16 protein-coding genes and 1 pseudogene are annotated in these 13,139 nt (G+C 65.3%); 3 read left to right on the top strand and 14 right to left on the bottom strand.

The window, feature by feature from the left end:
* Positions 1-399: 399 nt before the first annotated feature.
* The 9 genes and pseudogenes from MOX01_RS11550 to MOX01_RS11590 all read right to left on the bottom strand — a co-directional run bounded on the left by MOX01_RS11550 (position 400) and on the right by MOX01_RS11590 (position 7,084).
* The gene (locus tag MOX01_RS11550; protein WP_151485321.1) at positions 400-1,038 is read right to left on the bottom strand and encodes a hypothetical protein; all 639 of its coding nucleotides are present in this window, start codon (positions 1,036-1,038) and stop codon (positions 400-402) included.
* 395 nt (positions 1,039-1,433) lie between these two features.
* Positions 1,434-2,579 carry a hypothetical protein gene (locus MOX01_RS11555; protein WP_141369826.1) on the bottom strand — a complete coding sequence of 382 codons (1,146 nt, stop codon included), beginning with the start codon at positions 2,577-2,579 and terminating at the stop codon, positions 1,434-1,436.
* Positions 2,580-2,770: 191 nt separating this feature from the next.
* Positions 2,771-3,694 (bottom strand): annotated as a pseudogene (locus MOX01_RS11560) (ATP-binding protein); the annotation flags it as partial.
* Positions 3,691-4,053 carry a YraN family protein gene (locus MOX01_RS11565; protein ID WP_046747068.1) on the bottom strand — a complete coding sequence of 121 codons (363 nt, stop codon included), beginning with the start codon at positions 4,051-4,053 and terminating at the stop codon, positions 3,691-3,693. The pseudogene MOX01_RS11560 and the gene MOX01_RS11565, both read right to left, overlap by 4 nt.
* 128 nt (positions 4,054-4,181) lie before the next feature.
* Positions 4,182-4,508, bottom strand: coding sequence for a DUF2469 family protein (locus MOX01_RS11570; protein ID WP_045265213.1), 327 nt, complete (start codon positions 4,506-4,508; stop codon positions 4,182-4,184).
* A 72-nt stretch (positions 4,509-4,580) separates the two neighbouring features.
* On the bottom strand, positions 4,581-5,240 hold the full coding sequence (rnhB, locus tag MOX01_RS11575; RefSeq protein WP_046747069.1) for a ribonuclease HII: 660 nt from the start codon (positions 5,238-5,240) through the stop codon (positions 4,581-4,583).
* The gene (gene lepB / locus MOX01_RS11580) at positions 5,237-5,962 is read right to left on the bottom strand and encodes a signal peptidase I (RefSeq protein WP_058630610.1); all 726 of its coding nucleotides are present in this window, start codon (positions 5,960-5,962) and stop codon (positions 5,237-5,239) included. Before lepB ends, rnhB begins: the two co-directional genes overlap by 4 nt.
* A gap of 117 nt (positions 5,963-6,079) precedes the next feature.
* Positions 6,080-6,427: a 50S ribosomal protein L19 gene (rplS, locus tag MOX01_RS11585; RefSeq protein ID WP_045265383.1), complete on the bottom strand. Its 348-nt coding sequence runs from the start codon at positions 6,425-6,427 to the stop codon at positions 6,080-6,082.
* Between the two features lie 168 nt (positions 6,428-6,595).
* Positions 6,596-7,084, bottom strand: a complete 489-nt coding sequence (locus MOX01_RS11590) for a hypothetical protein (protein ID WP_058630609.1) — start codon at positions 7,082-7,084, stop codon at positions 6,596-6,598.
* A 109-nt stretch (positions 7,085-7,193) separates the two neighbouring features.
* On the opposite strand from MOX01_RS11590, the gene map reads away from it, so the two are divergent.
* Both map and MOX01_RS11600 read left to right on the top strand, forming a co-directional pair.
* Positions 7,194-7,976, top strand: coding sequence for a type I methionyl aminopeptidase (map, locus tag MOX01_RS11595; protein WP_046747071.1), 783 nt, complete (start codon positions 7,194-7,196; stop codon positions 7,974-7,976).
* An 85-nt stretch (positions 7,977-8,061) separates the two neighbouring features.
* Positions 8,062-8,655 (top strand): histidine phosphatase family protein, encoded by a 594-nt coding sequence (locus MOX01_RS11600; protein WP_227750938.1) that lies wholly within the window; start codon positions 8,062-8,064, stop codon positions 8,653-8,655.
* A 28-nt stretch (positions 8,656-8,683) separates the two neighbouring features.
* On the opposite strand, the gene trmD is transcribed toward MOX01_RS11600, so the two are convergent.
* From trmD to rpsP, 4 genes are read right to left on the bottom strand one after another with little or no spacing between them, the layout of a single operon-like run.
* Positions 8,684-9,400 (bottom strand): tRNA (guanosine(37)-N1)-methyltransferase TrmD, encoded by a 717-nt coding sequence (gene trmD, locus MOX01_RS11605; protein ID WP_058630607.1) that lies wholly within the window; start codon positions 9,398-9,400, stop codon positions 8,684-8,686.
* An 18-nt stretch (positions 9,401-9,418) separates the two neighbouring features.
* On the bottom strand, positions 9,419-10,027 hold the full coding sequence (gene rimM / locus MOX01_RS11610; protein WP_061017658.1) for a ribosome maturation factor RimM: 609 nt from the start codon (positions 10,025-10,027) through the stop codon (positions 9,419-9,421).
* The gene (locus MOX01_RS11615) at positions 10,020-10,250 is read right to left on the bottom strand and encodes an RNA-binding protein (protein ID WP_017830729.1); all 231 of its coding nucleotides are present in this window, start codon (positions 10,248-10,250) and stop codon (positions 10,020-10,022) included. The genes rimM and MOX01_RS11615 overlap by 8 nt, the downstream gene beginning before the upstream one ends.
* A 6-nt stretch (positions 10,251-10,256) precedes the next feature.
* On the bottom strand, positions 10,257-10,691 hold the full coding sequence (gene rpsP / locus MOX01_RS11620; RefSeq protein WP_046747075.1) for a 30S ribosomal protein S16: 435 nt from the start codon (positions 10,689-10,691) through the stop codon (positions 10,257-10,259).
* Positions 10,692-10,901: 210 nt separating this feature from the next.
* Here rpsP and MOX01_RS11625 point away from each other — a divergent pair, with 210 nt between their 5' ends.
* Positions 10,902-12,053: a glutamate--cysteine ligase gene (locus MOX01_RS11625; RefSeq protein WP_046747076.1), complete on the top strand. Its 1,152-nt coding sequence runs from the start codon at positions 10,902-10,904 to the stop codon at positions 12,051-12,053.
* 32 nt (positions 12,054-12,085) lie between these two features.
* Here the strand turns inward: MOX01_RS11625 and MOX01_RS11630 are convergent, their stop codons facing one another.
* Complete coding sequence (locus MOX01_RS11630) at positions 12,086-13,057, bottom strand: sugar-binding transcriptional regulator (protein ID WP_021200458.1); 972 nt, start codon at positions 13,055-13,057, stop codon at positions 12,086-12,088.
* Between the last annotated feature and the right edge of the window lie 82 nt (positions 13,058-13,139).

Below are 13,139 nucleotides of genomic sequence, written 5' to 3' on the forward strand. Positions count from 1 at the left end.
GGTGCGATACAACAATTGTAATACGGATCGATACAGATTTTGATGTCTGGATCAGCCCGTTATCGAACCGTTTTGTTACACCAGACCTACCCGTCGATCAACACCGATTCGGAGCGGTGGATCACTGCCTGAGCGTTGCCGAGCGTCGATCTGAGCGACTTTCTCGTCTACCTGGTCGAATCGATGGACGGCGAACCTAAGCAACGCTGTCGTCGTGCTGCCTGATGTACGCGCGAGCGTCGGAGACACGCCGAAACCCGCAGCATCGGCAATCTCGCATCCCGTGTGGCGAGTCAAGGCATCCAGGCGCGATAGCAAAGGTGATCTGCTTATAGGTTCCCCAGGACTGACCTTCTCCTGCCGACCGCAAGCGCCAACCGCGCTCCCCTACCGGCGTGATCATCGAAGAGGATTCGCGGAGCCACGAACGCGACCGCGTCCAGTCGCCGAATCAGGCATGATTCGTGGACCGTCGAAGCGTTCAAGTTTGGAGAGGTCAGCGACCGGCTCAAGGGATTCATCTACGACTTCGGCATCCTCGATGTCATCGGAGATGGATTGGTAGTCGTCCGTCACCGGCATGATGATCGCCTGCATGGTGACCTCCCACGGCTTGTCTTGCTTGTGCTCGATGGTCATTCCCTTGCCGAAGCCGGTTCGGTCAAGAACCATCGAGACTGCACGGAGCTTGTCGCCGTCGGATGTGCTCGGAGCTTCCAGGATCTTGTTGAGCTCAACGAGCGCGGGCATGACCATAGCCTGCAGCCGCTCTTGCGCCTTGCGCTGAATGTGCGCCGCAGCACCGCCATGCTTCTTGCAGACAGTGCCGCCCTTGATCGGCGCGTTCTTGCACTGTTCGCCGTTGCGCTTCGTGTACCTGCATCGCGGTGCGTCGATGCCGTCGAGCGCCTTCGCGATCACGTCGTTCGGCTTGTGCTTGCCGCCACCATGCGCTTGGCAGACCTTCGAGCCGTGGACTGCCCAGCGACGGCAGGGTGCACCGGCTCGGGTAGTCGCGTTGCAGTAGACGCGTGACATATCAGCCTCGACGCCCTCTACGCGGCGTAGCGACGAGTTCAGAGTCGAACTGGTCTACGAGTGCCACCAGATGCGTATCGGCGCTCACACGCGCGCTCACGGCTGCGTGGAGGCGCTGAGAGATGGGTTCTACCTCGGTGTGCAGCGTGCGTTCGAAGCTTCTCCGAAGCTCGGGATCGAAGCCAGCGCCCATCGGCGTCGTGTTCTTGAAGTCAAGGACGGCGCGCGCGGTAGCAACGTCTCGTCCTGAAAGTAGTGAGTTGATGAATGACATTGGAGTGGCTCTCCCAATCTGTGGCTCGAAAAGGTCAGGGCGCCGTACCGGAGCCACACGGCACGGCGCCCTGGTGTGGAAGTCGCGTCAGAACCCCTAGCGCGACGACCGGAGGTAGGCCTTACGGCCAGGTCGGGTTCTGGTAGGAGCCCGAAGCCTTGATCTGCATGACAGCAGCCGCGCCACGGTGCCGGACACCGACACCGAACCCGCGCGTGAAGTACGAGTTCACCAGGGGGTACCGCGAACCGTCGTTCGGGTTCACGAGGCGAAGGCCGCGGTGCTGCGCGCTGATGTGCTCACGGAACAGGAGCGGGTTGCGAGACGAGTTCGGGCCCGAGGTCGCAAGAGCGATGACGTAGCCCTGCGGCACGCGGTAGTTCTTGCTGATCCAGGCGTCGCCGTAGGAACCCTCGATCGGCAGACCGTTGAACTGCGCCGGAGGTTTGTCGCCGACGATCGTCAGATCGGTGAGGTACGCGGGAGCACTCACAGACGGGATGAAGTCGTATGGGTTCGCCGCCAGGTTCGCAGGGTCACGCCGGAAGGTCGCGATTGCGTCGGCCTCTGTGGGGTGCGCGAAGATCACGATCTGTTCGCCAGACTCGCGACGACCGTAGCCGTGCTCCTGGATCGTGTCGGTCAGTGCCTTGATGTCGCCGCCGTCGACAGTTGCAGCACCCGACACGAGGTAGTGCGAGTGGGAATCGGTGAACGTCTTGCCGTCGTAGACCGGCGGCACTTCGCCGGTCGATCCGTCCCACAGGTCGAAGATGTCCACCCCGTTCTCATTGACGTCGCGGGAACCGGCGATCCGCTTGTCGGTGAGCGCACTCATGGTCTTGCGGAAGACGAGTCGGTTGTCCATCTCCAGCTTGTCCTGGAACTGGAGGTCCACCTGTTCGCGAGATGCGTCGCGCAGGAACGCCGCAGTGAACCGCGATGCGGCGTCGAACCACTCGAGCGGGAGACCCATTCGGAAGTAGTCGATGTCGCGGCGGCTCGAACGCGGTACGCCGAACTCGCTCTGCGGTTCGAAGTCCTCGCCCTTGCCGGGCTCCTTCGGAAGCTGCGCGAACGAATCGGTCGTGTTCGACGTGAACATGGCCGACAGCGCCGAGCGCCCACGGTTCCACTCGTTGAGAGCGTCGATGAACTCGTTGTAGATGTCGTTGAGGGGAACACCGTCAGCCGTCTGCGTAACGATGTCCGCCGCAACGTTGAAGCCTCGGTCGGCTCCGTAGATGTCACGGATCGGAACGTCCATGGCAACTCCTATCGTTGAGATGGGTTGCGCGACCACGGGTCGAGCTGGATGGCTCTGACTTGCGAGAGGGAGCTAGAAGCTCGAACCTCTCTGCTCAGCAGATATGCGGTCGACCACCGGTGTTCCGTTGGTTCAATTGTACTAGGAGGGCTATCGCCCTGTCAGGTTTCTTGATTGTATTCCTGATTGTTTGACTCATCGAGGAACAACACGCCGCGGTGCGCACGCGCTATCGCTCCCGGTCTCGCGGCACGGGACCCGCCACCGACCAGTGCCGCGACCGACGCGCTGTGGTGCGGGGCCTCCAGCGGAGGGAGAGAATCCAGCGCGGACACCGCTTCTCCGCTGAGCGAGCGAACGGATGCGACCTCGAGTGCCTCCTCTTCATCGAGTGCGGGCATAATGCCGGGGAGACGCCGAGCGAGCATCGTCTTTCCGGCGCCGGGAGGACCGCTCAAGAGCAAATGGTGCCCACCGGCAGCGGCGACGACGAGAGCTTCGACGGCCTCCTCCTGCCCGATCACGTCGGCGAGATCGAGGGCCTCGCGCGAGCTCCGCGTGTCGGATGCGACCTCCACGAATTCGACATCGGGCACCTCCACGTCGGCGCCGTGCCAGACGGCGACCTCCGCCAGAGACCCGGCTGCGCGTACGTCGATACCGGGCACCAGCCTCGCCTCTGCCTCGTTCCCGTATGGCACGATCGCCGTCTCGAATCCCGCTCGTGCCGCCGCGAAGACCGCGGGGAGGACACCGGGCACCGGTCGGATCCTGCCGTCGAGACCGAGTTCACCGATATGGACCGTCCGGGCGATGGAACGCGACTCGACGGCTCCGCCCGCCGCCAGACACGCCACGGCCACGCCCAGGTCGAACCCGGCGCCATGCTTCGGAAGGCTTGCGGGCGAGAGATTGACGGTGAGCCGTCGACGTGGCAGATCCAAACCGGCGTTCTTGCAGGCATTGTGCACGCGCTGGACGGCTTCGCCCAATGACTTGTCAGGAAGACCGATGATCCGGAACTCGGGCGCCTGGCTCGACATGTCGGCCTCGACCTCGACGAGGTGTCCGTCCACGCCGGTCAGTGCGACGGCCCAGGTGCGCGCGGTGCTCACGCGATGTCCACGAGATGCTCGAGCACACCGGTGGTCGGATCGGCTCCGATGATGCCGATCGCCTCGAGGCGCACGTCTCGCCCTCGCGCGACTCCCGGATGCTCTGCGATCCACGCCTGCGCCAGTTGCCAGAGCCGCCGGCGCTTGCGCGCGTCGATCGCCTCGAACGGGTGCCCGAATGCGTCCGTCCGCCGTGTCTTGACCTCCACCACGGCGAGATGATCGCCGCATACGGCGACGATGTCGATCTCACCCTGTGCGCACCGCCAGTTCCTCGCGAGCACGGTGTACCCGCTGCTCCTCAGATGTTGCGCGGCGCGGTCTTCTCCCGCTCTTCCGAGTTCATCCTTCGCTGCCATCTGCCCAGCATCACGTGGACACGCTTCCCGGGGTCGGGGCACGGCTGCAGATTCACGGCGTCTGGGGAGAAGTCAGCTCTTCAGCGCAGTGTGGAGTGAGTCCGGGCGCATCGGCGCGAGAGTCTTCGTCACTCGCCGTCGAGCGAGAGCTCCTGCGGGAGTTCGAACTCCCTGCGCTGCAGCTCCTCGACGTTGACGTCCTTGAACGTGAGCACGCGCACAGCCTTCACGAAGCGATCGGCACGGTAGATGTCCCACACCCAGACGTCCGTCATCGAGATCTCGAAATAGAAGTCGTGCTCGGTGTCCCGGCGGACGACGTTCACGTCATTGGCCAGGTAGAACCGGCGCTCGGTCTCCACGACGTACTGGAACTGCGACACCACATCCCGATACTCCCGGAACAGTGCCAGCTCGAGTTCGCGGTCGTAGTCGTCGAAGGCTTCCTCATCCATGATGTGTCCATCCTAGAGTCGCGGGCACCGGGGAGCGTCATCGGCTGCCGGGGCGCGTCCTCGGTGCCTCTGTCAGAACAGCGTGGGAGCGTCGGCTATGGCCCACGACGCCCTGTGGTGCGGCGACAGCCCGATCGTCCGGATCGCATCGCGGTGCTCGATGCTGGCATAGCCCTTGTTGCGGTTCCACTGATACGCGGGATGCGTCTCATGAAGCTCCGCCATGTAGCCGTCCCGCGCGACCTTCGCGATGACGGAGGCCGCCGATACCGAAGCACAATCACGGTCCGCCTTGACCACGGGACGCACATTCAGCGGAGTCGGGTGCACCTTCGACACGTAGTCGTGGTTCCCGTCGAGCAGGATAAGGGCTCCGTCGAGCACGGCACCCTGCGCAGCGACGGCCGAGACCGCGCGGGACGCGGCGAGTCCGAGCGCCCTCATGATGCCGACCTCGTCGACCTCCGCCGCACTCGCCCAACCGACCGCTGACGCCTGCACCCACGCGGCGGCACGGGCGGCCACCTCCGGCCTGCGCTTCTCCGTCACGAGCTTCGAATCACGCAATCCTTCGGGCACACGACGGCGGGCACCGGTCGCATCCATCACGGCAGCACCCACCGCGACCGGTCCCGCGAGCGCACCACGACCGACCTCGTCCAGGGAGATGATCAGTTCGCATTCACCGAGGAGCCGACGTTCCAGGGTGAGCTTCGGCGCGATGACGGTCATTCCGGATCCGGAACGCCGTTGAAGATCTCGTGGTGGCCGTCGATCGGTCCCAGCCGGTTCAACGGCCAGGTCGTGAGGAACGCCTTGCCCACGATGTTCTCCATCGGGACGAAGCCTCCGCTGGGCAGGTCCTGGTGCGCGCGGGCGTCGCGCGAGCGGTCCCTGTTGTCACCCAGCAGCCACACGGAATCCTCCGGGACCACGACATCGAACGGCTCGTTCGACGCGGCAGTGTCGCCCTGAGGGAGATTGAGGTAGCTGAGCTCGTCGATGGGCGCACCGTTGATCGTGATCTGTCCGAGCGCATTGCAGCAGACCACGTGGTCGCCAGGAAGCCCGATCACCCGTTTGACGAGATGATCCTGGGAGTCGGTGGCGGAGATGCCCACGAAGTTCAGTACCCAGTCGACGGCCTCGACCAGAGGCGGCTGTGCGGGCGTCTGCGGCTGTCCGTCCAGCCAGCCTCCCGGGTCCTTGAAGACGACGACGTCTCCGCGCTCGTAGTCGGTCCAGCGCGGAGTGAGCTCGTCGACGAGGATGCGGTCGTTGACCAGGAGCGTGCGCTCCATCGACGCGGAGGGGATGTAGAACGAACGGACCACGAAGGTCTTCACGACGAAGGAGACCAACGCGGCGATCACCACGATCACCAGCACGTCTCGAAGGAAGACCAGGAACCCGCGGCGTCGTCTGGACGTGGGCGCGGATGGGGATTCAGTCATCTGGTTCCTTCACGATCATGCGCCGGCGCGCGGCGACGATATCTAGGGTCGCACACCGGAGGGAGAACGAAGCACCCCGGGACATCGTGTCCCGGGGTGCTTCGGAGATGCGTCGACTCAGCGGTCGCGCTTCTCCTTGATCTTCGCCTTCTTGCCACGCAGCTGGCGGAGGTAGTAGAGCTTCGCGCGACGCACGTCACCGCGGGTGACGACCTCGATGTGGTCGATCACCGGGGAGTGCACCGGGAAGGTACGCTCGACGCCGACCTGGAAGCTGATCTTGCGCACGGTGAACGTCTCGCGCACGCTGTCACCCTGGCGACCGATGACGACGCCCTGGAAGACCTGGATACGAGAGCGGTTGCCCTCGGTGATGTTGACGTGCACCTTGACGGTGTCACCGGGGAAGAAGTCCGGGATGTCCGAACGGAGGGAAGCCGCGTCGACGGCGTCGAGGATCTGCATGATCGTCTCTCTCTGCACCCGCCACAGGTCGCATGCATGTATTTAAAGGAACAAGAAAAGGGTTGAACTGTACGGAGCTGACGCGTCCGCGGGCTCCCCTGTGGCAGAGCCGGTCACAGCACAAACATTCATTCTGCCACGAATGCGGTGACGGGCCAAAACGCGATGTCAGTCCCGGATGTCCGTCTCCCGCACCACGATGACCTCGTGCGCACGCGTCGGCACGGTCGGCTCATCGACGGTGGGGATCGTGGACCAGGAGATGGTCTCGCGCAACCGCGCCCCACTTCCCCTCGCTTCGTTCCACAGCTGCCACAACTGCAGCCAGATCAGCGCGATCCCCGCGACGATAGCCCCCGTGAGCAACCACGGGAATGCGCCGTCGATGAAGAACCCGACCGCGATCGTGAGGCCGTTCCAGATCGTGAACCCGGCGACGTCCCACCACGAGACCGCTCGCTCGATGCGGACGGACGGACGGGACCGCGTCAGAAGGGTGAGGAGAAGCTGCCCGAGGAACACGGAGGGCATGGCCACGAGCAGCACCCACAGGATCGACCAGCCGCCCTGGAAGACACCCCACCCGATCAGCAGCCACAGGGGCAGCAGGAAGGCCGCCGGGAGAAGCCATCGGAAGTAGGCCTGTCGCAACCACATGCTGAGATCGTACGACGACGATCCGACGCGCGCTCCTGTGTTCGCTGAGAGCGCTCGGCCTTCCTCGGCCTCACGATCAGGGAGAATGGGAGGGACGAGAGGACAACCGATGATCGAACTGCGCACCCCCGCCGAGATCGAAGAGATGCGCGCCGCAGGGCGGTTCGTCGCCGAAACCCTGGCGACGTTGCGTGACGAGACCAAGGTCGGAACCAACCTGCTCTCGATCGATCGTCGCGCACACGACATGATCCGTCGCGCCGGCGCCGAGTCGTGCTACATCGACTATCACCCCTCGTTCGGAGCGAGTCCGTTCGGGAAGGTCATCTGCACCTCCGTCAACGACGCCGTGCTGCACGGCCTCCCCCATGACTACGTGCTCCGCGATGGCGACCTCGTCACCCTCGACTTCGCTGTCGCAGTCGACGGCTGGGTCGCCGATTCCGCCGTCTCGTTCGTCGTCGGAACAGCCAGCGACGAAGATCTCCGACTCATCGACACGACCGAGCGCGCCCTGACCGCGGCGATCGACGCCGCATCCGTCGGGAACCGCATCGGCGACATCTCCGCAGCGGTCGCCACGATCGCACACGGTGAGGGTTACTCGATCAACACCGACTTCGGCGGCCACGGCGTCGGCCGGACGATGCACGGCGATCCCCACGTCCCCAACGACGGCCGCCCCGGTCGTGGCTTCCCCCTGCGCGCCGGCCTCGTCCTCGCCTTGGAGCCCTGGCTTCTCGCCACGACCGACGAACTCGTCACAGACCCCGACGGGTGGACGCTGCGCAGCGCAGACGGGTCCCGCGGCGCGCACTCCGAGCACACGATCGCGATCACCGAGCAGGGCCCGATCATCCTGACCGACCGGTCGTTCCTCGGCGTCGACTGACCTGCCACGGTACTGATCGTCGTATCGGGTCGTGCAGACGTAGCACGCAGGCGCGGTCGGCGCTCCGGTGTGCCATCCTGAGTCCATGATTCCGCAGGATCGTCATGTGCCGGAGCGAGTGCTCCTCGCGCGTCACGGGCAGACCCAGTGGAACAGAGAGCATCGCCTGCAGGGACGGCTCGATTCGCCCCTCACTCCCGAGGGAGTCGAACAAGCGCATGCGATCGCGGATCGGTTGACGGACGTCGACGTGCGCACGGTGTGCTCCAGTCCGCTCGGCAGGGCGGTACACACGTCGACGATCGTCGCAGAGCGCCTCGGTGCCGACGTGGTCGAGGTGCCCGAGCTCGCTGAGCTCGACCATGGCGAGCTCAGCGGCCTGACGTGGGAGGAGATCGACGCGGAGTATCCGACCGCAAGGGAAGAGCGGGCGGCCAACCGCTACGGGTGGGCCTTTCCCGGCGGGGAGAGCTACGCGCAGGCGAGAGCGCGCGCACGCAAGGCGCTCAGCAGCTGCGGATGGGTGTCACAAGGCATCCCCCTTCTCATCAGTCACGAGATGATCGGGCGCATGCTGCGTGCGGAACTGCGAGGGTTGGATGCCTCGACCGCACTCGGGCTGAGGCACCCACACGGGGTCGTGTTCGAGATCGACGGCGCCTCCGAGCGCATGCTCTGAGAGACACGTTCCCGGTTCGAGGCCTCGGTCAGGAAGACGGCGACGTGTCGTCGAGGAGATCGGGACGGCGCGACCGTGTTCGCTCGATCTGCTGCTCGTGGCGCCACGCGGCGATCGCCGCATGGTTTCCGCTCAGCAACACGTCGGGCACCGATCGTCCCCGCCACGATGCGGGCTTGGTGTACGACGGATACTCGAGCAGACCGTCCTCGTGGGATTCCTCGACGAGGCTCTCGGGATTGCCGACGACACCAGGGATCAGCCGGCCGATGGCCTCGATCATCGCCATCGTGGCGACCTCTCCCCCGTTGAGGACGTAGTCGCCGAGACTGATCAGCCGGACATCGCCCCGCTCGGCGGCGTACTCGAACACGCGCTCGTCGATGCCCTCGTAGCGGCCGCAGCCGAAGATGAGATGTTCGCGAGTCGCCAGATCACGCGCGGTCTTCTGGGTGAACACCTCTCCGGCGGGCGACGGGAAGATGATGGTGGGACGTTCAGCGACCGTTGCGGCGGCTGCTTCGCTGATGTCATCGAGGGCGAGTCCCCAGGGCTCCGGCTTCATCACCATGCCCGCTCCGCCGCCGTAGGGGGTGTCGTCAACGGTGCGATGACGGTCCGAGGTCCAGTCGCGAAGGTCTCGGATGCGGAGATCGATGATCCCGGTCGCCTGAGCCTTTCCGAGCAGCGAGAGCGTCAGACCGTCGAAGTAGGACGGAAAGATCGAGAGGACGTCGATGCGCACGGGGACCCGTATCAGCGATCACTCGGACGCGTCGGCGTCCGCGCCTGCCTGCGGCTCGGCGTCAGTGGACTCCGGGAGCTCCTCGAAGAGGCCGGGCGGCGGGGTGACGATCACGCGACCGGCCTGCACATCGACGGTGGGGACGATGGCGGAGACGAAGGGCACCATCACCTCGTCCTCGCCTGCCTTGACGATGAGGAGGTCCTGTGCGGGGAAATGCTCCACCCGAACGACCCGACCGATCACGGTGTCATCGCGGACCACCTCGAGGCCGACGAGCTGGTGATCGAACCACGCATCGTCTTCGGCCTCGTCGACATCCTGATCGATCCAGAGGATGGCACGGACGAGGCTGTCAGCCGCGTCGCGGTCCTCGACATCCTGGAAGAACACGACGGGGTTGCCGTTCATCACCCGGTACTCGCGCACCGTGATCTCCTTGCCGTGCCACGGAGATGCCTCGGGCACCTGCAACGTGAAACCGGCTCCGGGGACGAAGCGCCCCTCGGGGTTGTCTGTGTACAGCTCGAGCTTGAGTCCGCCCTTGAGCCCATGCGCCTTGACGAGACGCCCGACTCGCAGCTGGTTCTTGCCCTGGTTGCGGTCCTTCGCCACCACGTCAGTCATCCGCGACATCGACGCGGACCCGCCGCCCGTCAGCGAGTGCGCTGACGAGGGTGCGAAGGGCCTTCGCGGTGCGGCCGCCGCGCCCGATCACGCGTCCACGATCATCGGGGTGCACACGCACCTCGAGGAGGTCGCCTCGCGGCGATGTGGATTCGTTGATGCGGACATCTTCCGGGTGATCGACGATCCCCTTGACGATGTGTTCGAGCGCGGCGGCGAGCACGGCGGATTACTCTGCGTCTGCTGCGGGAGCCTCAGCGGCCTCCGCGTCGGCCGCGGCGGGAGCCTCCTCAGCAGGAGCCTCCGCCTTCTTCTCGGCCTTGGGCTTGACGACGGACTTCTTGGACGCGTCGATCTCGAAGGGGGCCTTCGGCTCGGCGACCTTGAGCGTGGACTTCGCGTCCTTGTCGCCCTTGAACTTGCCCCAGTCACCCGTGATCTTGAGGATGGCAGCGACCTGCTCGGTCGGCTGTGCGCCGACGGAGAGCCAGTACTGCGCACGCTCGGAGTCGACCTCGATGAACGAGGGCTCCTCGGTGGGGTGGTACTTGCCGATCTCCTCGATCACGCGACCATCGCGCTTGGTCTTCGAGTCGGCGACGACGATGCGGTAGTACGGCGCGCGGATCTTGCCCAGGCGCTTGAGACGAATCTTGACAGCCACGATTCTCCTGAATTGTGTGGAAGGAAACGAACCGGTCGCCTGGAGAGTGGGGTGCACACCCGGCGGAAGCTCTAATGAGTGTGGACTCCTGCTGGATAGAGGGTCGAGCAGGTCGTCCGACCCTCTATTCTGCCAGATCCGAGGGCCGGGCGCGAAACGTGGCGAAACCCCCGTTGCCGTGTCGCGCCTGCTGCGTGCCAGACTGTGCGGGTGAAACTCGAGTTCGCCTCTTCGGCCCGGTCCACCGTCGGTCTCGAATGGGAGATCATGCTCGCCGATCCGGTGAGCGGTGACCTCGTCGGGCGCGCACCCGAACTGCTCGCCGCGCTCGAAGCCGAGAGTGCGGACGAGCGACACACCGTCACGGGCGAGCTGCTCACCAACACGATCGAGGTGACGAGCGGCATCGGCGACTCCGTTGCGCACGCGGTCGACGACATCGGGAACGCCATCGCGGCGGTCCGCGCGGCGACGGATCCCGCTGGCATCGAGCTGCTGTCGGCGGGAAGTCACCCGTTCGCACAGTGGTACGACCAGCAGGTGACCGACAAGTCGCGCTACCACACGCTGATCGAGCGCACGCAGTGGTGGGGGCGCAACATGATGATCTGGGGCATCCACGTGCACATCGGCGTCGAGGATCAGCGCAAGGTCTTCCCCATCATCAACGCCCTCGCGGGGTACCTCCCTCATCTACAGTCGCTCGCCGCGTCGAGTCCCTACTGGGCGGGAGAGCGGACCGGCTACGCATCGAACCGCGCGCTCGTGTTCCAGCAGCTTCCCACCGCCGGGCTCCCCTGGCCCCTGCACGACTGGGCGCAATACGAATCGTATCTCGACGACATGGTGCGCACCGGGGTGATGGCCGATGCCACGGAGGTGCGTTGGGACATCCGTCCCGCTCCGCGCTGGGGGACCATCGAGGTGCGCGCCTGCGACGGGCTGTCGACGTTGCCCGAGCTCGCCTCGGTCGCCGCGCTCGTGCAGGTCCTGGTCGAGGACTTCTCACGTCAGCTCGACGAAGGGAGGACCCTCCCCGAGCTTCCCGCCTGGTTCCACCGCGAGAACAAGTGGAGGGCGGCACGCTACGGGCTCGACGCCCGTGTGATCGTGGATGCGACAGGCACACAGCGCCCCGTTCGCGAGCATCTGTCCGAAGCTCTCGAATCACTGGCACCGACCGCTGTCGAACTCGGATGCGGCCGGGAGTTCGGCGGAATCGCCACGATCCTGGACGGCGGTGCCAGCTACGCGCGTCAGCTCGCCGTCGCCGACGCCGCGGACGGCGACCTCGCAGCGGTCGTGCATCATCTGATCAGGGAGTTCCGTTCCGGACCCGAGTCGTCGACCGAAGAGCCGTAGCTCCCGGCACGCCTGACGGCGGACGCCGCAGTTCAGTCCTCGACGAGGCGCCTCGCGAGTCCCTCGTCCAGGACCACATCGGTGATGAGTCCGGCCGCCAGGGCGGCGCGGAGGCTCACCAGCTTCGGGATGCCGGATACGACGCACACGCGGCGTGGAACCCGACGGAGTCGATCCAGGCCGGGGCCCGTGGCGCGCGCGTTCACCCGGATGTCCCGCCACGACCCGTCGGAGCGGAAGAAGACGGTGGCGACATCGCCGATCGCATGGTCCTCGCGGAGGCTGCGATAGTCGTCACGTCCGAGGTACCCGCCCACATAGACACGGCTCGGCACCTCGGCAGCGGGCGAACCGAGGCTGAACACGGCGACATCCATCTTCGCCTGCAGATCGAGCACACGTCGCGTGCTGCGTTCACGCCACATCGCCTCGCGCGTCGCAGGATCGTCGAAGAACGCGGGCACCGGGAACTGCTGGACCTGCGCGCCGAACGCACTGCCGAATCGCTGCAGGATGTCGCTGGAGTACTCGACGCCCGTGGTCTGGGTGTTGCCTGCGCCGTTGAGCTGCACGAAGGTCGTGTTGTGGGTCTCCTTCTGGGTGAGTCCACGACTCACAGCGCTGATCGTCGACCCCCACGCGACGCCGATGACCATGTTCGAATCGACGAATTGCGACAGCAGACGCCCTGCCGTCAGAGCCACGCGCTCGAGGCGCTCGACCTCGCTGAGGATCTCCGGCATCGGCACGACGTGCGCGGCCACTCGATGCCGATCCCGGATCCGGTGTTCGAGCATCCCGAGACGCTCGAGCGGCGAGTTGATCCTGATGTCGACCAGTCCGCTCTCCCGCGCGAAGCTCAGCAGACGTGAGACCGATGATCTCGACGTGCCGAGTTCCTTCGCGATGACCTCCATGGTCTTGTCCTGCATGTAGTAGAGCTGCGCCGCTGTGAGCGCCGCGATCAGCTTGCTGTCGCGAGATTCCGCGCTTGCACCGGCCATGACGTCCTCCTCAGCTTCGATCCTTGCACATATGTGCAGTGGGCTTGCGCGGGATGTCACACAGGTCGATGCTGGTGGCAAG

Origin of the sequence: Microbacterium oxydans (assembly GCF_006540085.1) — a bacterium.
GTDB lineage: Bacteria > Actinomycetota > Actinomycetes > Actinomycetales > Microbacteriaceae > Microbacterium > Microbacterium oxydans.